The 23,331-nt window shown below is 47.6% G+C and carries 18 protein-coding genes and 1 pseudogene; 5 read left to right on the top strand and 14 right to left on the bottom strand.

The genetic code is table 11. From position 1 onward, the window contains the following. The first annotated feature begins 240 nt into the window (after positions 1-240). Together ABIC22_RS27070 and ABIC22_RS27075 are read left to right on the top strand one after the other, a co-directional pair. On the top strand, positions 241-1,113 hold the full coding sequence (locus ABIC22_RS27070) for an alpha/beta hydrolase family protein (RefSeq protein ID WP_354485152.1): 873 nt from the start codon (positions 241-243) through the stop codon (positions 1,111-1,113). Positions 1,114-1,205: 92 nt separating this feature from the next. Further along, positions 1,206-1,922 carry a YoaK family protein gene (locus ABIC22_RS27075; protein ID WP_354485154.1) on the top strand — a complete coding sequence of 239 codons (717 nt, stop codon included), beginning with the start codon at positions 1,206-1,208 and terminating at the stop codon, positions 1,920-1,922. A 91-nt stretch (positions 1,923-2,013) separates the two neighbouring features. Here ABIC22_RS27075 and ABIC22_RS27080 read toward each other — a convergent pair whose 3' ends face one another. Beyond that, positions 2,014-2,925 carry a LysR family transcriptional regulator gene (locus tag ABIC22_RS27080; protein WP_354485156.1) on the bottom strand — a complete coding sequence of 304 codons (912 nt, stop codon included), beginning with the start codon at positions 2,923-2,925 and terminating at the stop codon, positions 2,014-2,016. A 138-nt stretch (positions 2,926-3,063) separates the two neighbouring features. On the opposite strand from ABIC22_RS27080, the gene ABIC22_RS27085 reads away from it, so the two are divergent. The 3 genes from ABIC22_RS27085 (at position 3,064) to ABIC22_RS27095 (ending at position 6,442) form a co-directional block, all read left to right on the top strand. Further along, positions 3,064-3,753 carry an O-methyltransferase gene (locus ABIC22_RS27085; protein WP_354485158.1) on the top strand — a complete coding sequence of 230 codons (690 nt, stop codon included), beginning with the start codon at positions 3,064-3,066 and terminating at the stop codon, positions 3,751-3,753. Positions 3,754-3,852: 99 nt separating this feature from the next. Continuing rightward, complete coding sequence (locus tag ABIC22_RS27090) at positions 3,853-5,172, top strand: MFS transporter (protein ID WP_127536096.1); 1,320 nt, start codon at positions 3,853-3,855, stop codon at positions 5,170-5,172. A 148-nt stretch (positions 5,173-5,320) separates the two neighbouring features. Beyond that, positions 5,321-6,442 carry an AbrB family transcriptional regulator gene (locus ABIC22_RS27095; protein WP_246058068.1) on the top strand — a complete coding sequence of 374 codons (1,122 nt, stop codon included), beginning with the start codon at positions 5,321-5,323 and terminating at the stop codon, positions 6,440-6,442. Positions 6,443-6,553: 111 nt separating this feature from the next. On the opposite strand, the gene ABIC22_RS27100 is transcribed toward ABIC22_RS27095, so the two are convergent. From ABIC22_RS27100 to ABIC22_RS27160, 13 genes and pseudogenes are all read right to left on the bottom strand, one after another. Continuing rightward, positions 6,554-6,757, bottom strand: a complete 204-nt coding sequence (locus tag ABIC22_RS27100) for a hypothetical protein (protein ID WP_127536097.1) — start codon at positions 6,755-6,757, stop codon at positions 6,554-6,556. Between the two features lie 76 nt (positions 6,758-6,833). Beyond that, complete coding sequence (locus ABIC22_RS27105; RefSeq protein ID WP_127536098.1) at positions 6,834-7,094, bottom strand: YkgJ family cysteine cluster protein; 261 nt, start codon at positions 7,092-7,094, stop codon at positions 6,834-6,836. A gap of 42 nt (positions 7,095-7,136) precedes the next feature. Then, on the bottom strand, positions 7,137-7,988 hold the full coding sequence (locus ABIC22_RS27110; protein WP_354485161.1) for a chemotaxis protein: 852 nt from the start codon (positions 7,986-7,988) through the stop codon (positions 7,137-7,139). Positions 7,989-8,216: 228 nt separating this feature from the next. Next, positions 8,217-10,232: a PTS system trehalose-specific EIIBC component gene (gene treP / locus ABIC22_RS27115; protein WP_354485163.1), complete on the bottom strand. Its 2,016-nt coding sequence runs from the start codon at positions 10,230-10,232 to the stop codon at positions 8,217-8,219. 29 nt (positions 10,233-10,261) lie between these two features. Then, positions 10,262-11,984, bottom strand: a pseudogene (gene treC, locus ABIC22_RS27120) (alpha,alpha-phosphotrehalase). A 329-nt stretch (positions 11,985-12,313) separates the two neighbouring features. Next, complete coding sequence (gene dctA, locus ABIC22_RS27125) at positions 12,314-13,666, bottom strand: C4-dicarboxylate transporter DctA (protein WP_354485165.1); 1,353 nt, start codon at positions 13,664-13,666, stop codon at positions 12,314-12,316. Between the two features lie 290 nt (positions 13,667-13,956). Next, positions 13,957-14,649: a metal-dependent hydrolase gene (locus ABIC22_RS27130; protein WP_127536103.1), complete on the bottom strand. Its 693-nt coding sequence runs from the start codon at positions 14,647-14,649 to the stop codon at positions 13,957-13,959. A 129-nt stretch (positions 14,650-14,778) separates the two neighbouring features. Then, positions 14,779-16,506, bottom strand: a complete 1,728-nt coding sequence (locus ABIC22_RS27135; RefSeq protein WP_354485168.1) for a glycoside hydrolase family 13 protein — start codon at positions 16,504-16,506, stop codon at positions 14,779-14,781. A gap of 172 nt (positions 16,507-16,678) precedes the next feature. Continuing rightward, the gene (locus tag ABIC22_RS27140; RefSeq protein WP_354485170.1) at positions 16,679-17,122 is read right to left on the bottom strand and encodes a VanZ family protein; all 444 of its coding nucleotides are present in this window, start codon (positions 17,120-17,122) and stop codon (positions 16,679-16,681) included. 42 nt (positions 17,123-17,164) lie between these two features. Further along, positions 17,165-18,031 (bottom strand): AraC family transcriptional regulator, encoded by an 867-nt coding sequence (locus ABIC22_RS27145; RefSeq protein ID WP_354485172.1) that lies wholly within the window; start codon positions 18,029-18,031, stop codon positions 17,165-17,167. Between the two features lie 179 nt (positions 18,032-18,210). Then, entirely contained in the window at positions 18,211-20,643 is a 2,433-nt protein-coding gene (locus ABIC22_RS27150) for a glycogen/starch/alpha-glucan phosphorylase (protein WP_127536106.1), read from the bottom strand. Positions 20,644-20,942: 299 nt separating this feature from the next. After that, positions 20,943-22,046, bottom strand: a complete 1,104-nt coding sequence (gene glgD, locus ABIC22_RS27155) for a glucose-1-phosphate adenylyltransferase subunit GlgD (RefSeq protein ID WP_354485174.1) — start codon at positions 22,044-22,046, stop codon at positions 20,943-20,945. Positions 22,047-22,072: 26 nt separating this feature from the next. Further along, positions 22,073-23,242 carry a glucose-1-phosphate adenylyltransferase gene (locus tag ABIC22_RS27160; RefSeq protein ID WP_127536108.1) on the bottom strand — a complete coding sequence of 390 codons (1,170 nt, stop codon included), beginning with the start codon at positions 23,240-23,242 and terminating at the stop codon, positions 22,073-22,075. Positions 23,243-23,331 lie beyond the last annotated feature (89 nt).

Here is a 23,331-nt window from a genome sequence, read left to right on the forward strand (position 1 = left end):
GGTTTTCTTCCTTTCTTTTATGCGCACTTGAGTATTTTACAGGTATAAGAATTCAGGCTGTCGCACCTGTCTCTGATTCATTATAAAACATATGGAGCCAATAAACGAATTTGTGACACGTGGACAGTTAGCAAGAACGAGAGGTATGGGATCAGATTTTTGACACATGCTACATGGTATTCCATGTTCTACATCTTGTCATATTCACATCTATTGACCATGAAAGAGGCTGATTTTTTCTTGCTGTATCAAGTGACCTATTCCTCTAATGAATTCCGGGTTAAAGCGTATATGTATCTGCCCGAAGGCTGTATAATCTCTTCTCCTTGCCCCAAGCAAGAAACGGAAGAACGTATTGGAACTTATAACACGAGCTCATTACATGATGTGAAATTCCGGCTGCTGGCAAGTCGTTATCCTCCAACGCAAATCGATAACCATAAGCAAGAAAGTTGGCCTGTTCTTATCTACTGTCGCGGAGGCCTTGGCAGCTATGGCGGCGTAAAAACGGCCTGGGTGGAGCAGTTTGCGCACAAAGGCTACATCGTGTTCGCTCCCTCCTATCGCGGCAATGAGGGCAGCGAAGGCCGGGACGAGTATGGTGGACATGATATTGAAGACGTGCGAGCCGCATACCGGCTAGTACAAGCACTTCCATATGCCGATTCTTCGCGTATTTCGCTTATGGGATTCTCCCGCGGGGCCATCAATGCTGTGCATACAGCTACCTTTTTCAACGAAGGCCCCTACCATGTACATAAACTTGTGCTTTGGAGCGGTGTTGCCGATGTCGAACGGACATATCAAGAGCGAACCGACCTGAGACGCACATTGAAACGTATTCTGGGCGGATCGCCCCGTGCTGTTCCCGAAGCCTATCTTGCCCGTTCTCCGCTGGCTGCCGTCTCCAAGCTCCGCTGCCCAGTGTTGATCATGCACGGTACAGAAGATACTCAAGTCAACTATAGTCATGGAACCCGTATGTATCATTGGTTGAAACGAAGAGGAATCGAAGTAACCTTTCATGCCTATGGGGGACAGAATCACTGGTTCCATGACAGTATCCATGCAGCCGCGGTAAACAACATGTTTGATTGGCTTGCTTCACCTTAGTTCCACACCATAAGTGAACGTACCGTCTTTATTTTATGAGATGATGCTGTATACTTGAGGGGTTGAGCATTTCTTGAAAGGACGGATTCACCATGCAGCAACCTCTGCAAAAGTATTCACTTCTGCTTCTATGTCTAGCGGCCGGAATGGTCGATGTCATTGGATATCTGGGACTGGGGCATGTACTTACTGCGAATATGACCGGTAATATCGTACTGCTGGGAATCGCGATTGCCCGTGCGCAGGAATTCATTGTGCTGCGTTCCCTTATTGCTCTGGCGGGCTTCATTGCCGGCAATGCCATTGCCGCACGCATGATCGGTACCCAACAGACCAAAAACGGATGGTCACCCCGTGTAACCCGTGTTTTTGTTGTCGAAAGCATCCTGCTTCTGATATTCGCGATCGTTATGATTAGCCCTTATTCAGAACAGTTTGCCTATCTGTTAATCGCCATACTGGCTGCTGCTATGGGAATGCAGACTACAGCTGCGCGGCGGATCGGCATCGCCGGGATCTCCACCACCGTACTGACAAACAATCTTGCCGCAGTCATCGAAGATGCCGTAAGCATTATGCAGCGTCTCCGGCACACGAGTATAGGTTCATTGATGAAGGCTTCATCCAATGATTCGTACTTGCGGGTGTTTGCCGTAATCATTTATCTGATTGGTGTCATTGTCGCGGCACTTATGTTTCATAACATTCCTATGATTGCGGTCTGGATACCTGTTGTCGTGGTTGGAGGCGTGACTTTGCTTGCCCTATACCGGTTTAACGATCAGCAAGGTGGTACAGCAGAACGTTAACATTCGGGTTTGATATGCCATGTCAATCTTCATACGAAACATTCTGGGAGGCATGTCGTGTTCGTTTCCATTTCAGATATCCTCCATTCGTTTATCGGATATCATCTCCGATTATCCGGGATGCCTCCTGCCGAATTAGCTGTACCAGATGCTGCGCTGCAGGTGATAACACTTCACCAGCTCGGGTACACACGGCAATCTTATTTTTCAGATGAATTCCTCGGACATATACACGTGAAAGACGGCCCTCACGAACATCCTCCTTCACGACCAATGAGGATATAAAATTGGCTCCGTAACCGGCCTTTACCGCACTAATCGTTTCATTCAACCCGTTGAACTGCAGCGCAATTCGAGGGGCAGCCACGTTGTTCATACTGCATAGTGAGATTAGCCGCTCACGCGTCGCACTGCCTTCTTCACGCATGATGAAGGGTTCTGCTACCATCTGGGCCAAGTCCACTTCCCGATCAGCATACGGATGCGCTGGATGCACGACAAACCACATGTCATCCTCAAACAATTCATCCCAATGTACGCCTTGATGTGTAACCCCGCTCCCACCGTATACGGCAATCTCAGCCTCATATCGCAGCAGTTGATCAAAGGCCATCCGGGTATTGGTTGTACTGACCACAAGTTCCACATCTTCGTGTGATTGCTTGAACTTCGCAATCCATCCAGGCAGCAAAAAATTAGAAGGCAAGTACGTTGCCGTTAATCGAATGATGCCTTTTTTCCCTTCCCGCATATCCTGCACAAAGTTCTCCACATCCTGTTCAAGCAAAAACAGACGTTCTGCGTATTCTTTTAACTGCACACCTACATCAGTAAGAACCAGTCGTCTACCCTCTGTAACAAATAAACGAATGCCCAGTTCATGTTCAAATTTCTTCACCTGTGACGAGACCGCAGGCTGGCTAATATTCAGTTCTTCTGCGGCGCGCGTAACGCCACCATATCTTACAATGGCATGGAACAATCGTAGTCCGTGCAAATTCATTTCCGTCACTCCTATGTCCGCAATATATAACTTTAATTTATGATTTTATACATAATATATATTTTATTTATGCATCTGTAATCATTATAGTTGAATTATGAAATTCAAACTATCGTTTTTGGAAAGGACGAAACCTTTATGAAAAACAATGATTATTCTTCTCTTGAGCACACTTGGAGTCAGGTCGACGACTATTTGAATCAGTTGCTTATTCCCTCGGATCCTCTGCTGGAACAAACGCTTAGTAGGAACACGGAAGCCGGATTGCCAGCCCATGATGTTGCTCCTAACCAAGGGAAATTCCTTCAGCTCCTGCTTCAAATCCACGGATCAGCACGTGTGCTTGAAATAGGTACGCTGGGTGCTTACAGCACGATCTGGATGGCAAGAGCACTGCCTGAGCACGGAAAAATCGTAACGCTTGAAGCTGATCCACATCATGCGGAAATCGCACGCACCAATCTGGTGCAGGCTGGGCTAATCGACAAGGTTGATCTGAGGATTGGACCTGCATTAACAACCCTTCCTGACGTTCAAGAAGACTACAGGGAGCCTTTTGATCTGATCTTCATTGATGCAGACAAACCGAGTAATCCCGATTACCTCCGATGGGCGCTCCGTCTGTCCCGGCCGGGAAGTCTGATTATCGGGGATAACATCGTCAGAGACGGTGAAGTGATCCATGCTGAGAGTACGGACCCCAGAGTTCAGGGCGTACGTCAATTTCTGAAGCTGATCGCCGATCACCCTCGTCTTGAAGCAACTGCACTGCAAACGGTAGGCAGCAAAGGGTATGATGGATTGGTGATCGCTCGTGTAATTGCGTAATTCAGCCTTATGACAAAATAAACAGTGGTCAATTCTTCCGCAAATCCCCCTTTCCTGTTACACTGGAATCACTGCACTGGTACGACTGGGGGATTACACTTGAGAGTTTTACGACAGATTCATGCTGAGATTCGGGGTTGGTCCCGAAATATTCAACTCTTTTTTCTGGCAAGCATCCTGTATCAGATCGGAAATGGCATGTTCTCGGTTTTGTACAATCTGTACATTCAGGGTCTGGGCTACAATGATACAATGAACGGCCAGATCGTAAGTATACAATCGTTAGCCACAGCGATCATGTTTGTACCTATCGGGCTTGGTGGTGATCGTTTCAGCCGAAAGAGACTGCTAATCGCAGGCGCTTTATTCAGCGGAATCTTCCTGATCGGCCGGTCGTTTGATTATTCGGCGAGTGGCCTGATCTGGTTTGCTGTATTTTCAGGGCTATTCGCAGGCGTCTTTCAGGTCCTGGCCATTCCTTTTCTGGCCGAAAATGTGAAGAAGAGTCAGCGGTTGAAGATGTTCAGCTACTACTCCTCCCTTGTGCTCGCCTCACAGGTGCTTGGAAGTCTAGGCGGCGGAGTGTTTGCCGACCTTCTGCACACACTGGGAATCGCCAAGGTTACTGGACTGCAAACCGTATTGTTCATTGGGGGTGCAGCAACTTTGGCAGCATTTATTCCGATGCTGTTTGTATCCGATGATAAGACTCCCGCACAGACTGTCACTACTGGTGCTGTTCCTGCGGTGGTTGCCTCTGAGGATAAGAATCTGTCTGCTACCGAACAGCCTGGGAATTTACAGGACAAAAAGAATGACTCCCGACTGATTGGTCAGTTTGTTATTACTCAATTACTGATTGGGTTCGGTTCCGGGCTGGTCGTCCCTTACCTGAATTTGTATTTTACCAACCGGTTTTCCGTTTCGCTAAGTGCGATGAGCTTACTTATTTCGCTTGGACAAATTATGACAATCGTCTCCATGCTGATCGGGCCGACGCTTGCCGCCAAAGTTGGAAGTGTCCGAGCTGTAGTCATATTTCAGGTGTTTTCCCTTCCATTTTTGTTGTTGACCGGCTTCACTAACGTACTTTTCATTGCTTCGGTCAGCTTTTTGTTCAGACAAGCTTTGATGAATGCAGCGAATCCGATTCAATCTGCCATTCTGGTAGACAGAGTTTCCGACAAGCGTCGCGGAATCGCCAATTCGCTGATGCAAACTGCATTTATGATTGGGTGGGCAACGATGGGACCTGTTCAATCCTACCTCGTAACCACATACGGCACGTACTGGGGATACGCCATTACGTTTAGTATAACGGGCGGTTTATACGTGATTTCCTCGCTGATGTACTATATGATGTTTAAAGAACCCAAACCTTCAGCACGTGTTCAGTTAAACGAATCAAGCACGCTGTAGCAAGTTCGCTTAACATGTCGTAGTTCGGGATGGCGAATCTTACAGGGGACGTATTTTATCATCAGGAGTGATCACACTTGGTTTATACTCTTAATTCAGACTCATACTTACTGTCGATACAACCTGATCCAGCAGAAAGACCAAGCGGATGGAACTGATGCATAAGCTCAGTCCCTCCGCCTTTTTCCGATTCATTCTCAGTCTGTGCGTCTCGGTACTCGGCGGACTTCTGTTCACAGCCATCCACACCCCGATTCCCTGGCTGCTCGGCCCCATGGTATTTATGCTGCTTGGGTCTCAGGTCGTTAAACTGCCGCTCCTGTGGCCTACGTCCATCCGGGATTATGGAATTCTGATCGTCGGTTATTCTATCGGGTTGTCACTGACAGCAGATGCATTGCAGGGCATTCTCCACCAGCTTCCCGTGATGCTGCTCATGACCCTGCTGTTGATTGGATTATGTACGTTAACCGCATACATCGCATCCAAGCTGACTGATTTTGACTTCCCTTCTCTCCTGGTCGGTAGTATTCCAGGCGGGTTGTCCCAAATGGTTTCGCTTGCGGAAGAAATGAAGTCCATTAATCTGACGCTGGTCACCTTCCTGCAAGTGACTCGGTTGATCTTGATTGTATTCTGTGTGCCTTTCCTGGTGTTCAGTCCATGGATTGGCGGTGCGGCGGGCGCTGCAGCTGATCCGCAAGCGGCCCAGGCGGCGTCATGGATGAATCTCTTTCCGGAGATCCTGCTCTATGGTCCGCTCTGTGTAGCTGGTGCCTGGGTTGCTCGTAAGCTTCGTTTTCCTACAGCGTTTATGCTTGGGCCAATGATTGTTATGTGTGTCATTCATCTGACTACAACAATGCAAACATCACCCTTGCCTTCCTCCTTGCTGAATATTTCGCAGCTGATGATTGGCAGTCATGTGGGTCTCATGCTAAGGCCTCAGCATCTGCAGCGCAAAACACAGACCATTTCCCTCGCTGTGCTCAGCAGTGTTCTCCTCATTGCCGGCTCGCTTGGGTTAAGTTATGTACTCATGCAGCTGTTCTCTCTTTCAGCCGCTACCTCCCTGCTCAGCATGGCGCCAGGTGGAATGGATCAGATGAGTATCATGGCTCATGAAGTAAATGCCAACTTGTCCGTGGTGTCAGGGTATCAGCTGTTCCGGATCCTTTTTATTTTCTTCATAGTATCCTCTGTGTTAAAGCTGCTTCTCACACACATGCTGAAGAAAAAGGAAGAGCGTGTTCATTCCTCCAGACCCTGAGGGACAAGCACACCAAAAAAAGAGTATCCCTTGGTTGTTATCCATGGATACTCTTGGGTTTGATTTTACACGTTGAGCTTGTTTCGTGCAGGGTTCATTCTTCTTAGACACTTATGAGTACATACGATTATACATCCAGCTGACAATACCTACTGCAACCACCGCAGCAGTAATTACAAAAACATAATAGCCCGTTTTACTCTTCGATCCAGAAGTTTGCTTATCATAGAAGTCCGAGTTTCGTCGATAGAATCCCATCCACAGTTCAGCGATCATATTCGCTGTCACGACCAGAAATTGTTTGACCAGATGCATTAATCCCATGCTCCTCTCTACTCATACAACTTCTATAATAAGTGTAATTACCCTTTTTCAATAAAACAACTTCACGTTAGAATCCGGGTTTCGTTTCTTCCTCCAACCAGTTCAGAATATTAAAAGCCTCCTGATCCGAATCTCCACACATATCAACCGAAGCCTGTAATCCACTGCAAACAGCCGGACGATCCGGATGACCAAAGATGCTGCATCGATTATCGGCTGTCAGTTGTACGCAGCGTACACCTGCCGGTTTACCATCTTCCATGCCTGGTATCGGTGAAGAGATGGATATGGCGATACAACATGCGGCACAGCCTGTCCTGCATTCCAAAGTAACTCCCCCTTCCAACAGTTGTATCCTAATACATAGATATCATTCACGATTCACCCAAGTCCAGGTACGTGCCAGTCCTTGGGCAATCCTGCGGTTCATGGCACGATTGACGAAGTATCCCCCATGACTGAGCGGATTCCAGCTCCCAATCAAACCACCTGAGTTAAGTTCTATATCTTCCTTGACCGCGGCTTCATAAGCCGGATCGATAGGTCGTAATGGATATCCAAGAATATCGTCCCGATCATAAAAATTAACCCATTCCCCCTCCAGCCCGGGAAAGTACTGCTGTGCAGCCATGGAGGATGGCACCTGAATCGGACTGCTAAAGTCATGATAACGTAGACTCCAAAGTGGCAGCGTCGTTCCGAACGAATAGAAATTGGTTAACGTATCTCCCCGCTCCAATGCAGAGGTTACATCCACGATCGATGGAACGCGGCTCGATGGAAACTGGAGATCATAAAAAAAATTGCTAGCAATGACAGCACCCAGGCTATGAGCAATCACGCAGAGCGGAGTTTCGGGACCGTTGCGCTGTGCGAGTACGTGCATGGCTCGGTTGAGGGTGCTGTGTACAGCGTCATAATTATGGCCTTGATGCTCAACAGGCTGATAGGCGACGGCATCCGCCAGATAGTGGATCACAAATCTGCGCAGCACCTGATAATTCAACCTCTGAGAGCTTACCAGCTGTTGGAACAGCGCCTCTTCCCTCTCTTCAAAGACATCCGCCCAGAAGACCGGCTCAATGTCCAAATATTTCTCCGCTGCACCACGCATGACCATCACTTGGTCAAATTCCTTATGCAAACGTGAAATCAATTTATCCGCATAATCATCCTTTTGCATACCCAGTCCATGTATAACCATCACTGCTACACGCGTCATGGCTCTCCTCCTATCGTTCTTAGCACTAGGAACTCTCCTCAGAACCATATGAATAATTCATCCGTAACATGCATACACGCGGAGATCAACGATAGTCTATTTCAAATTTTAGTTATACATAGTGTATCATGACCCCAAAGAAAAACGAACCAGTTCCAGGCTCGCAGACCTGTACTGGTTCGTTTTGAATAGAAGAAAGCGAATATTTTTATAAGCTCAGGTGGGTAATTATCCCTTCAAATGAACGGTTAGTATACCATTGCGATTCGATGTAACGTCACCTGTAGTAACTTCCACCCGATCAACCATATCCTGCCCATCCGGAATAATGATTGGTGTAATGAGCGGATGTCCAGCAGCTTCAATGACATTACGATCAAATTCGAGCAGCGTCTGTCCGGCTCTAACATGTTCACCAGCTTCGACGTGCATGTTGAAGCCCTCGCCTTTCAGCGATACCGTGTTGATCCCAACATGGATCAAAATTTGCAAGCCGCTTGCATGCTCCAGAATGACCGCATGTTTGCTTTTGATAACATGTGCAACCTGGGCATCAAACGGGGCAACCACTCGATTGCCTGAAGGTTCAATGGCTACCCCTTCACCCATCTGTTTCTCGGCAAAAGCTGGATCCGGTACCTGGTCCAGCGGAACCGCTGTTCCTGTTAATGGGGCCATGACTTCCAGCGTGTTCACCGGTTCGTCTCCCACTTGTGCGTTTGTGCGTGTCCGTTCGGCTGCGGCTGCTTCCTCACCCGAAACCGCTGTATTGCTCGCGGAAACTGCGGTTGTTTTACTTTCGGTTACCGCTTCAGCATGGGTACTGCGATCTTGCTTTCTCAACTTCGCTCTGCCGAAAATCACCGTCAGGACGAATGGAACGATGAGCACAATTGCCATGCCGATAAAGAATACTCCCCATTTGTTAGGGAAGATCGACAGGAATCCGGGAACCCCACCTACACCGATGGAGGTCGCCTGGACATTATTCATGGTCAACAGCACGCCACCTATGGCAGAACCAACCATACCGAAGATAAACGGATAACGATAACGGATGTTTACCCCGAAGATTGCAGGCTCCGTAACACCAAGGAAAGCTGATACGGATGAAGTAGCCGCAAGTCCGCGCATCTTCTGTTCGCGCAGAACGAGCATCATTGCAAGTGCCGCAGAACCTTGGGCGATATTGGACAGCGCCAGCATCGGCCACAAGAAGGTACCTCCCTGACTACCAATCAATTGCACGTCTACCGCCAGGAACGTATGGTGCATACCGGTAATAACCAGCAATGCATATAGACCACCATAGATTAGACCACCAAGTGCCGCATAGGATTCATAAATATAAATCAGGCCAGATGTAATCGCATTCGCAATGGCGAACGTAACAGGACCAATGATGGTAAATGCAAGGAATCCGGTAACAAGTAACGTTACAGGGGCAACGACAAGCAGCTTGACGGAGTCATGCACTCTTTTGTTCAGGAAAATCTCAAGTTTGGCCAGCAGATAGGCCGAAACCAATACGGGCAGAACCTGTCCTTGATAACCAATTTTCTCAATGTGCCAGCCGAAGAGATTCCAGGTTGGTACGGTGCCTTCATTTACTGCATTCGCATAGCTGTAGGCACTCAGCAGATCAGGGTGCACCAGGATCAGCCCAAGCACAATCCCCAGCAGCGGACTTCCGCCGAATCTTTTTACCGCTGACCAACCAATTAAGGCAGGAAGGAAGGTAAAGGCTGTGCTCGCAATGGTATTAATGATGGACGCAAGGTCCTTCCATGCCGGGTAGACATCAACCAGCGATTGTTCATCAAAGAATATGCCCGGCCCTGTCAAAATATTGTTGATTCCGAGCAGAAGACCGGCCGTAATTATGGCAGGCAGGATCGGAATAAAAATGTCTGACAGCGTTTTGATTGCGCGTTGGATCGGATTTTGCTTTTTGCCGGCAGCTGCCTTCACATCGTCCTTGGAGGCACGGTCACCGCCTGTTATCTGGATCATCTCATCGTATACCTTATCGACAAGTCCAGGTCCGATAACAACCTGGAATTGACCTTGCGATGAAAATTGCCCTTTGACCAGATCATTCTGGTCCAGACCTTCCGTATCCACTTTACTCTCATCATACAAGGCAAACCGGAGTCGTGTGACACAGTGCGTCGCAGCTTCGATGTTTTCTTTTCCACCGACAGCCCGTACGATCTCCTCAACCTGTTTTCTATCGATTGCCATGTTGTCACTTCCTATTTAGATAATGTAATTTAGTCCTGTTGTGGTACAAGCCACATATAAGAAGCATACGGACTAAGTGAGATGACTTGATCCAGAGCAGGTGCCACCTCTGTGTTGCCAATAAGCAGTTCAGCCGTTTTACCGGATACGTGATCGTTCCAGACCGCTGCTGGGAGTGAGAAGGATACCTCTCTCTTGCTGAAGTTGGACACAACGATCAATGTTGCATTGCCATTTGTCCGGGCATAAGCGAATACTTCGGGATGTGCATCATCCAGGCGCTCATACAGACCATCTGTCAGTACGGGGACCTGTTTGCGCAGTGCAATGAGCTTACGATAGTGATAGTAGATCGAATTCGGATCAGCCAATTGTTCAGCTACGTTTATCGAAGGATAACGTTCATCTACTTTGATCCAAGGTGTGCCTGTTGTGAATCCGGCGTTCTTGCTGTCATCCCATTGCATCGGCGTACGGGAGTTGTCTCGGGAGCGCTCTTTCACGATGGCAAAGGCTTCTTCCGCTGACTTTCCGCGTTCTTCCTGAAGCAAACGATACATATTCGTGGACTCAATGTCACGGAATTCGCTTACGTCATTCCAGACGGGATTCGGCATTCCGATCTCTTCACCTTGATAGACATAAGGCGTGCCCTGCATGCCGTGAATGGTTGTTGCCAGCATTTTGGCACTCTCAGCGCGGTAGTCCCCATCATCTGCGAAACGGGACAGCGCTCTCGGCTGATCATGGTTGTTAAGGAAGAGTGCGTTCCAGCCTCCACCTGCCTGCATTCCTGCCTGCCATTCACTGAACAAGCGTTTCATCGCTTCAAAATCATAAGGCATCAATTCCCACTTCTGCCCATTCGGATAATCCACCTTCAGGTGATGGAAATTGAACGTCATTGAAAATTCACGGGAAGCCGGGTTCGAGTAGCGGATGCAATGTTCCAGAGTTGTGGAAGACATCTCTCCAACCGTTACCATGTTGTAAGGACCGAATACTTCCTCATACATCTCGGTGATATATTCATGAACACGTGGTCCGTCCGTATAGAATTTGCGTCCATCGCCTGGTCCTTCGCTGCCGTCATCATTCGGAAAACGCTGATCCTTGGAGATTAGGTTAATGACGTCCATCCGGAAACCATCTACACCCTTTTCTGCCCAAAACTTGATCATGTCCCTTACCGACTTGCGAACCTGTTCGTTTTCCCAGTTCAGATCGGCCTGGGTTTTGTCAAACAAAGTCAGGAAGTACTGCCCTGTCTGCTCGTCGTACTGCCAAGCGGGTCCGCCGAATTTGGACTGCCAGTTGTTTGGTACGCCGCCGTCCGACGCCGGATCTTTCCAAATATAAATAATCCCGGTACGGATTATCCTTGGATGAACGCGCTTGCTTGAACCATTCATGTTCGGTTGACGAGTGATTCACCACAATATCGATCATCAGTTTCATATCACGAGCCTTCAGACCCTTCAATAATTCATCAAAATCTTCCATCGTACCAAAGTCCGGATTAATCTCGTAATAGTCCGCTACGTCGTAACCATTATCATTCTGCGGAGATACATATACCGGCTGCAGCCACACAATATCAATTCCGAGGTGCTGCAAATAATCAAGCTTCTCGGTCAGCCCCCGAATATCCCCGGTACCTGAACCCGTGGTGTCGTTGAAGCTCTTGGGATATACCTGATACACCGTGGAGGTTCTCCACCACGATGAGGAAGTTGTATCGTTTGAACTCATGTTAACGCCTCCAATAAGTTGTATTGCACATGATCAAGATCTCAGTTAACTACATTTCTATATTACATAAGTAAACATGTATATACAAGTTGAAACTACAATATACCTAGAATATTCCTCTTCTACACATTCCCCATTAATAATCGCTCTGTAACATAAATTTGCAGGTTTGCTTTTGGCAACTCCCTGATACATGTAGTGGTGAAGTAGTGGTGAACGCAAATAAACGTCTGCTTTCGCAGTGATAACACTGCAAAAACAGACGTCTTTATGGGTTGGTAGGTTCCCCTTGTAAGGGGGGATACTCGCGAATCAAGACTCTGGCCTTTCTAAAGCATTTCGGGTGATACGGCTCTTTTCCCTTGTTCAGACCTATTTACTGGCATTGATGATATCGAGGCCTGTTCTTCACGTTCCAGTTCTGCAGCGCTGATCTCACCGGAAAGAACGGCGCGCATGCGCTTCTGATCCAGTAAACCTTCCCACTTGGCTACGACGAATGCGGCCACGCAATTGCCCATCAGATTCGTGAAGACACGCATCGTGTCCATGAAACGATCTGCTCCAAGCAGCAGCGCAACCGCAGCAACCGGGAATGCATTGAGCGCAGCCGCGGTAGCCGATAATGCAAGAAAGGCAGAACCGGGAACACCAGCCATCCCCTTAGAGCTTAGCATTAACACGAGCAGGATTGTGATCTCTTGTCCGAGCGTCAGGTCGATGCCTACCGCCTGAGCCAGAAATACGGTTGCAAGGGAAAGATAGATTGAAGCACCATCCAGATTGAACGAGTACCCTGTCGGAACAACGAGACCAACGACTGCTCGGTCACATCCCGCTTTCGTCAGCTTATCCATCATACGGGGCATAACCACTTCGGATGAACCTGTTCCAATCGCCAGCATGACTTCAGAACGGGTATATTTTACAAATTGTAAAAAGTTAAGACCGGTGATCCACCAAGCCGCAAGTGCAAGCATCACCAGGAACAACAAGGCAGCTCCATAGCAGGCAATGATAAGCATCCCGAATGAGGAGAGCGTCGAGGCTCCATACGCTCCAACCGTGTAGGCCATGGCACCAAACGCACCAATTGGAGCAAGTTTCATGATGTACCCAATAATCCGGAACAGAATTCCCAGTATATTCTCAATCAATGTGAGCACATTTTCCTTTGCTTTGTTCTCGGTTGCCGCCAGTGCCACTCCAAACAGACAGGCTACAAGTAATACTTGCAATAATGCATTTTGTGCGAAAGCGTCCACAACACTGGTCGGAATGATGTTCATGATAAAATCGACCACATGCGGCAGCTCGGATCCGTTCGTTTTGGCTTCAATGCCACTTGCATCAAGTGTTGAAGGATCAACATTCATGCTTGCACCGGGACGGAGCAGGTTGGCTGTACCGAGACCAAGGACGAGAGCAATCGTCGTTGCAATTTCAAACCATATAATCGCTTTGAGTCCAATTCGCCCGACCGACTTCAGATCACCGATTTTGGCAATACCTGTAACGATCACCATGAAAATAAGAGGTGCAATAATCATTTTAATTAATTTGATGAAGCCTGTTCCAAGCGGTTGCAGTAAGCTGCCCAAATCAGGCCACAAGATACCTACACCTATCCCGATGATCACCGCCACAATAATTTGGAAAAACAATGATTTCATAAATGACATGAACGTTCCCCCTATTTTCCGTTCCATTCGGAACGTTGTTTACGTGTAGTTTTTTATAACATCCCCAACCAGCCTGCAACAATGAAAATTCAATATTTTTGTTATATGTACCAACTTCAAGCCCACTTTTTGAACCTAAAACCGAAAAAAAGCGAATATCACGTCAGTTATCATAACGTGATATTCGCCTTTGGCCGTATATTCGAATGTTATAAAATAGTGTTCATGTACAAAAAAAACGATTACGTAAATGAACATTACGTGCTAACCATAATAATCATTTAATTCAATTAAAGCGTGATGGATTCGCCTGGTGCAAGGACCTGACCTTTCAGTCCTTTGGCAGCAAGTTGCTGTACAAAGTTCTCAGAATCCTGACGGATCACCGGGAATGTATCATAGTGCACCGGAATGGTCAGTTCTGCGTTAAACCACTCCGCAGCTTGCAGTGCGTCTTCTGGGCCCATTGTGAAATGCCCGCCAATCGGCAGAAAAGCTACGTCGATCTGATGACGGTCACCAATCATTTTCATATCGCTGAACAAGCTTGTATCTCCGGCATGCAGAATGGTTTTACCACCTATGTTAATGATGAATCCTGCAGGCATTCCTGCATACATGATTCGCTGCTCCTCTTCAAGCACAATCCCCGAAGAATGGAACGCCTGAATCATTTTGGCCTGAGCAAAATCCAGATCTACTGTTCCGCCCATATTCATGCCAATGGTGTCCAGCCCTTTCCAGGACATGTATGTAGCCAGCTCCACGATGGCGACGACTTTGGCATTATTCGCCTTGGCAATCGGTTCGGCGTCGAGAATATGATCCATATGTGCATGCGTCAGCAAAACGGCATCGGTTTTGATGTCTTCCGGCTTGGTCACGGCCAGTTCATTGCCACGCAGGAACGGATCGATAATTAAAGACTTCTCCCCAGTACCCAATTGTACGCTGGAGTGTCCATGGTACGTCATTTTCAACATTTTAAGTCCTCCTGACGATTGGATGTGAGCAACCTCATTTCTCAAGTTCCGCTGCGTTCACATCCATCATAATGGCATTTACCTACTTTATTATAAATCAAACCGTTTGCGGGAAGCAAAATGTCGCCTTCAGGATTGCAAACGGTAGACTCTGGCTTCATAGGGTTGCAGCAGAATGGTACCTTCATCCGTTGAATACCGTCTTTTCACATTGCTGATGACCAGCTTCGCACGTTCCTCTGTCCAGCCTTCTGGCCAGTGCATCTCCGGTTCATGCCCTCGAAAATTAAGGATGATGAGCATCTTCTCGTCATCCAGCGTACGTGTATAGGCATAAATGTCCGGATCATCTGGCAAGAGCAGTTCATACTCACCGTAGATCAGCACTTTGCTCTTCTTCCGAAGGGCAATTAGCTTACGATAATAATGCAATACGGATCCAGGGTCATTTTCAGCAGAAGCCACATTGATCTCTGTGTAGTTATCGTTGACCTGAATCCATGGCTCGCCTTCCGTAAACCCTGCATGCTCCGTGTCGTCCCATTGCATGGGTGTACGTGCGTTATCCCGGCTTTTCAGCCAGATCGCCTTCATAATGTCATTTTTGTCCCGCCCTTGGGCGATATAATGCCTGTAATAATTCATCGTTTCAATGTCTCGATACTGCTCGATATTCGGAAATGCAACGTTCGTCATGCCGATCTCCTCACCCTGATAGATGTAAGGTGTTCCTTCAAGGGTAAGCATCCAGGTAGCCAGCATCTGGGCAGACCGAACCCTGTAACGGCCATCGTCTCCGAAACGGGAAACCGGGCGCGGCTGATCATGATTGCCCATATAGTTGGCATTCCAGCCTCTACCGTGCAGGACAGTCTGCCAGCGGCTCATGATTTCCTTCAGTTCAGTCAGCTTCCACTCCCTGTAATTCCACTTCCCTATCCCCGAAGATTTGGCGTCCACAAACATATGCTCAAACTGAAACACCATATTCAGCTCGTTGCGATCTGTTCCCACGTAAGCAAGAGCCTGCTCCGGGCCCAGACCTGACGTCTCTCCGACGGTCATGGGACCATATGGCTTCAGAATCATGTCGTTTAACTTGTTCAATATGGAATGTACTTGTTCCAGGTTGGAGAACAGCTGATATGCTGGGACAACCGGCAGATTGTCAGGATTATGTGCACTGGGCAGTCCTTCAGCCTTGGCAATATGGGCTACCGCATCAAAACGGAACCCGTCCACCCCTTTTTGCAGCCACCAATGCACCATTTCGTACATCTCCTCGGCCATTTGTGGATTGTTCCAATTCAGATCAGGCTGATGCTCGGAGTACAAATGCAGATAGTATTCGTTCGTTTCGGGATCATGCTTCCACACGGACCCGCCGAAATAGGATTCCCAGTTATTTGGAACCTGACCGTTTTTACCTGATCGCCATATGTAATAATCCCGTTTGGGATTGACCTTGGAGGAGCGGGATTCGGCAAACCAGGCATGCTCATCCGATGTGTGATTCAGCACCAGATCCATCATGATTTTGAGCCCTCTGCTGTGAGCCGCTGTGAGTAACCGGTCAAAATCCTCCATCGTGCCGAATTTGCGCATAATGGCATAGTAATCGCTGATATCATAACCGTTATCATGTCCGGGAGATTCATAAATGGGACAGATCCAGATGACGTCGATCCCCAGATCCGTTAAATAATCAAGCTTTTCATAAATGCCCTGCAAGTCACCGTGACCATCCCCATCCGAATCCTTGAAACTAATGGGATAGATCTGATATACAACACTCTCTTTCCACCACACGATGTGGATCACCCCGTTTCCGCTCTTCACTAATTTTTGTCCGCACATTCGCATTATTCCGATATCTGTCATGAACATAGGTCATTTAGGTACAGAACAACCCGTTAATATGTTTTATCCGAAATGCCGACTGTATAAACACAAACGTGTCCCGAAGCACACAAAAAAAGACCAAAATGAATCCCGCCTGAGTGGCAGACTTCTATTCCGATCTCCTTGTCTATATGAATTGTATGAACAGACGAAATGCAATATAACCGATCCAGGCACCAAGGGTATTGAGGATGATGTCATCCACGTCAAACGAACCCACACGCAAAACCAGCTGCGCCAATTCAACGGCAAGCAGCAGCAAAATAACGGTCCATGTAAATTTCATCCCCGTTCGGCATGAACGGAACAACCAGGGAATCCATATGCCCAGTGGAATAAACAATACAATATTACCGAACAGATTTTTAACCCAAGCCTCCGTACTGTATCTTTCCCTCTCTAGTAACAAGGGTCCGATCGTCTCAAGCGGAACAAAATTGTATTGATAACGCTCCCCTGAGACCCTTCCATGGATAAATAACAAATTCCCCATAATCCATAGGTATGCTATTGCAAAAACGGCAACCAAGACCACGATCCTGGGCTTGTATATTCCCCTACCTTTTTGCATGTACCAGTATCCTCCGGGAATGATTTCCGCAGTGCGGCTCCCTTATTTTACCGGAATATAGATCTTCATGTCCAATTGCTCAGGGGTGGATTTCCACACATCGGTTATCTCAAAATCAGGACCTTCCCTGCGTTCATAATTGGATTGGGGCAGCCAGCTGCCATAAATCATCTTGCGGATATCCTGTCCGGAACCGTCCACGGTGAATTCGGCGTACAATCCCCCCGGGATCTCAAATGCTGTATAACCTGGTTGAAGTTGTACCTTGTCAGATGAAGTTTCCTCACCAACAAGAAATGTGAATGCACCATCATCCTCAAATTGACAGGCGACACCATAGGCCAAATCAGGACGTGCTCGTTCAGGGATATTCATAAATTTCTGTTCTGAACCAAAATCATGATAGAATCCCGGAATTTCGTTATAGTGCTGGTCGTTATTCAAATTCGTGTGGTAAGCGTAACCTATGATTTGGATGGCCTGCATGGTAACAAGGCGTGGTTTGTTCATAATAAACTCTCCTCCCAGCCGGGTACGATAGTCGTTAAAGTCAATACTCTGCTGAATCTTTGCAGAAGCGGGCAGCTCATTCAGCTTGCGAAAGCGGGCCGGTGTCGTCCCCCAATGGGCAGTGAATGCTCTGGTGAAAGCTTCCTGCGAATGATATCCCCACTTCAGGGCCACATGAAGGATGCCATCTGCCGAGTCCAGCAATTGCCTAGCTGCTTCTGTCAGCCTGCGCTTGCGCACATATTCAAGTACGGTAAACCCGGTGATTGCCTGGAATAAACGCTGAAAATGAAACGCGGAAAAACCCGCTGCTGCCGCTGCCTGCCTCATGTTGAATTCATCTTGCAAATGCTCCTCGAGATACCCAATAGCCCGTTGTATTTGCGAGTAATGATCCATAACGAATAATTTCCCTTTCTTCATAGAAATAGAGATGAATGCTTTCCTCTTGATTTGATTATCACTTAACGGAAGTTTATTTTTTTGATATTGCGTGCGGTATTCAACTCTTTTCCAATAAAAATAACACAACAAAGTCCCCTTGCATCAAGGGGACTTCATCTCCTGACTTATTTACCTCAGCCTTTCCAGTGTCCCGAAACCGGATGAATTCCCCAGATATCAGTAGCATATTCGCTAATAGTACGGTCACTGGAGAAGATACCGGATTGAGCCGTATTCAGAATCGTTTTATGTGACCAGCCGGGCACATCCCGATAAGCCTTATCAATGGCCGCGTGGGCATCGGCATAGGCAGCAAAGTCACGCAATACAAAATACTCATCTCCATGTGCCAGCAAGGAATCATAGATATCCCAAAATTCGCCTTCCCGACAACAGAACGGTCCTGGATGAACGAGCTGTTCTACCACTTCGCGAATGCGTTCATCCTGCTGTACAATTTCGTTAGGACGATAGCTGCCTGAACGATAATAATCCAGCACTTCATCCGCTCGCAGACCGAAGATAAACATATTCTCTTCTCCAACCTGCTCAGCCATTTCCACATTAGCCCCATCCATCGTACCAATGGTTAACGCGCCGTTCATCATAAACTTCATATTGCCCGTACCTGAAGCTTCCTTCCCTGCAGTGGAGATCTGTTCACTGACGTCCGCGGCCGGAATAATTTTTTCTGCCAGAGAGACGGAATAATTTTCGAGGAAAAATACCTTCAGCCGGTCATTTACCGCCTTATCCTTGTTCACGGTATCCGCGACCGTGTTGATCAGCTTGATGATTTTCTTCGCAAAATAATAACTTGGTGCAGCCTTCGCTCCAAAGATGAATGTACGTGGAACGATATCGAATGACGAGTCATTCTTAAGACGGTTATATAGGTGCATGACATGTAAAATGTTCAGAAGCTGGCGCTTGTAGCCATGCAGCCTTTTCACCTGTACATCAAAAATCGAATCCGGGTTAACCGCCGTTCCGGTATGATCCAAAATGTATGCCGCGAGCCGTTCCTTATTTTCGTGTTTAATGGACCTTAACTGCTGCTGGAATGATGCGTCGCCTGCAAATTCGGCGAGTTCATTCAATCTGCCTGGCTCTGTCATCCATTCACTACCGATCGTATCGGTAATCAGATTGGACAGTTTGGGATTCGCATGCATTAACCAGCGACGATGTGTTATCCCGTTCGTTTTGTTGTTAAAACGCTCTGGATACAAGGCATAGAACGGCGCCATCTCCCGCTCCTTCAAGATTTCGGTATGCAATGCAGCGACACCATTAATGCTGTGACTGCCGACAATCGCCAGATGTGCCATACGAACCTGATCGTTCGCAATGATAGCTAAATGCTGAATACGCTCCTGTTCTCCCGGATAACGATCCAGAAGCATGCCGCAGAATCGCTTGTTTATCTCTTCAATGATCATATAAATGCGTGGCAGCAGCTTGCTGATCATGGACACCGGCCATTTCTCCAGCGCCTCACTCAGCGTCGTATGATTGGTATAAGAAACGGTACGCGTTGTAATATCCCATGCTTCATCCCAACCATAACCCTTCACATCAATGAGAATGCGCATCAATTCCGGAATGACCAGCGTCGGGTGGGTATCATTGATGTGGAATGCCACCTTGTCTGGTAACCGGTCATATGAGAGTTCCAGCTTGTTAAACGTACGCAATGCACTCTGCACGCCAGCAGAGCACATGAAGTATTGCTGTTTCAAGCGAAGCAGCTTGCCCTCGTACTGGGAATCGTCCGGGTACAGAAATTCGGAGATCGACTCCACCGACCGGCTGTAATCCAGGTAACCGTAATAGTTCGAAGGGGTATCCATCGAGGTTTCTCTCTTCGGCTCTGCACTCCACAGGCGAAGCGTATTCACATGCGGCTGACCGTATCCAAGAACCGGAATATCGTAGGGTACCGCAACGACGGATTCCGCATCCTTGGTCACAAAATGATAATGTCCGTCCTGCTCGTAGGCCTCTACCCGGCCCCAGAACTGAACCTCGACCTTTTTGTCCGGGCGTCTTACTTCCCATTCATTACCTTTATCGAGCCAGTTATCCGGAAGCTCTACCTGATTGCCACCGATGATTTTTTGCTCAAACAATCCGTATTTGTACCGGATACCACAGCCATGGCCAGCGTAGCCGAGGGATGCGAGCGAGTCCAGAAAGCACGCAGCCAAACGGCCCAATCCGCCATTTCCCAGGCCGGCATCCGATTCCTGTTCCTCAATGTCCTCCAATGAGAAGCCCAGCTCGGCGAGACTGTCGCGTACCAGTTCCAGTTCATTTACATTCAACAAATTGTTGCCCAGCAGACGTCCAATCAGGAATTCCAGCGAGAAGTAATATACCTGTTTATCCTGGCGCTGCTTGAATCCCTGATTCGACGCTGCCCAGTCCTGGCCCGCATACTCGCGAATCATGCTGCCCAGAACGTGATAGACGTCTTCGTTCGTGGCTTCTTCAAGTGGTTTGCCCAATTTGCTGACCAGATTCCGCCCAAATATACTCTTGAATGTTTCCTTGTTGTCAAACAAAAGCAGGTTCCTCCCGGTGAAATTCTGTAGGATGGTTTATTTCATACGCTTCACTGCTCAAATCCAGCAAGTGCCCGTTCCGGTTACGAATCGTTCTTTCGATCGCCGTTATCCCTGGATTTTTTCAACTTTTTAATAAGGTGAAAATCCAGGGATAAATGCGAACGCTTTGCTTCTCCAGAATCGACTTCGTCCCCTTCACTACTTCTGCTCTTCCTGCTTGAGCATTGCAATTTCGCGTATAACCATCCTTCAGAATTTTTATTTTATTTATAGATGATATCGGTTAACAGCAGGTATTAGATAATAGTACTCTTCGCCAAGATATACGGGTTCGACGGGTCCCCGATGAGCGTCTGTCCACCAGTCAGTTTCACGTCTTTGTCCAGAATGACATTCTCCAGTACCGCATCTTCACCGATGTAACATTTCTGCATGATAATTGAGCCTTTAATTCTGGCTCCCTTCGCTACCTGCACTCCCCTGAACAAAATGCTGTTCTCCACTTCTCCGCCCACAATACATCCATTGGCAAGCAGGGAATGTTTGACCTCGGCCGTGTCGAGGTATTTCGCAGGTGCCTCGTATTTAATCTTGGTCTGCACGGGTTCTTCTCTGAAAAGTTGATCATACAGCCCCGTATTCAACAGCTCCATACTGTTGCGATAATAACTGTCAATGGAATTAATCACGGCATGATAGCCCTCATAAGCATAGGCCGCAATGTTTAAACCATCCGGATTTTTCTGTATGACATCACGGAAGAAATGGCTCTCGCCATGATCAATGCAGCGCTGGACCTGACGCAGGAACAACTCCTTTTTCATGATGAAAATTTCTGTATATATATTCGGGTGATCGGCGCTTTGGTGAATGTCCACCACATTACCGTTCCCGTCATGTTCAACTTTGACACAGGCATCGTGCTCAGGCAGCAGTTGGTCCACTTTTTTGCAAATCAGCGTCACGTCTGCTCCCTTATTCACATGATATTGATAGGCATCCTGCAGATCTACTTTGGTCACATGCCGACTGCCGGCATGAACCACATATTCACCCGAACCGCGGTGAAAGAAATCGAGATTGTTGTGAAAATGCTGCAAATCCCCCTGTGACGTATCCGTTGGATCATTCCAGTCCGGCGGCAAGATGAACATGCCTCCATGTTTGCGATCCAGATCCCAGGGTTTGCCGTCACTCAGGTGATCCATTAACGAACGGTATTTGCGGCGGACAAACACCCCAATACTCTCGATGCCCGCATTCATCATATTGGATAATACAAAATCGATTAGACGGTAACGCCCGGCGTAAGGAACCGCGGCTCCGCAGCGAAAGTACGTCAATTCCTTCAATTCCTCAAGTTCATGATCAAGGTTAATAACACCGATTAATGGTTTCATCGCATGCACCGTCCTTTGGGCTCAGATTAGACTTTAGTTGTCATTCCCTGTTGAAGCTGACGTTCCAATTCTTCATGGTCCACAAGCAATACGTCACTTTCATCCTCAGGCGCAGGGGATAGGTAGGTTCCATCCGGAATGACCAGCCCTTCCGCAATGATCGCTCTGTGAATGTGCACATTCTTCCCGATCTTCACCCGTGGCATGACGACAGAATCAATGACGGAACTGTGCTCTCCAACCTCCACCCCGTAGAACAGTATGGAGTGGTTAACCTCTCCATGTACGATACTGCCTTCACTTATAATGCAATTCCGCACCTTGGCTGCAGGTGAAATATACTGTGCCGGCTGATTCGGATTACGGGTGTAGATGCGCCAATTGGGATCATTCAGGTTGAGCGGTGTCTCCTCATCCAGCAGATCCATGTTGGACTCCCACAAACTGCGGATGGTACCTACGTCTTTCCAATAGCCTTCAAAAGGATAAGCGTATAAGGATTTTTCATTTTCAAGCAATAAGGGAATGATGTCTTTGCCAAAGTCGTATGAGGTGGATGCCTGTTGTTCGTCCTGAATCAGGAAACGTTTCAGTACATCCCACTTGAAGAGATAGATACCCATGGAAGCAAGTGTGCTTTTGGGTTCAGGAGGCTTTTCTTCGAATTCGTAGATGCGGTAATCATCGTGGGTGTTAAGTAGCCCAAACCGGCTGGCTTCTTCGAGCGGAACATCAATGACCGATATGGTGCAATCCGCGTCTTTTTCCTTGTGATACCTGAGCATTTTTTCATAATCCATTTTGTAAATGTGGTCCCCTGAAAGGATAAGTACATGCTCTGGATCGAATTGTTCAATAAAATTCAGGTTGCGGTAAATCGCATCTGCTGTGCCTCGGTACCAGTTACTACCGTCTTCACGTTCATGCGGTGGAAGGACGTATACCCCGCCATTTTTGCGGTCCAGATCCCAATCGCTGCCGATGCCGATGTAGGAGTGCAGTACCAGAGGTTCATATTGTGTCAGTACACCAACGGTATCAATGCCTGAATTGGAGCAGTTGCTTAGAGGAAAATCAATAATCCGGTATGTCCCGCCAAAATATACAGCTGGCTTCGCCAGTGATTTGGTCAACCCTTTTAACCTTTTGCCTTGCCCTCCTGCGAGCAGCATCGCTACAACTTCTTTTTTTGCCATCATTACAGCCTCCTCCACGCGCATTCTTTCTGGTACATTTCAGAGCCCATAATCCATATTCTGTTGTTTGGACGCTGTTGTCATGATTA

This window comes from Paenibacillus sp. PvP094 (genome assembly GCF_040546835.1).
Taxonomy (GTDB): Bacteria; Bacillota; Bacilli; order Paenibacillales; family Paenibacillaceae; genus Paenibacillus; species Paenibacillus illinoisensis.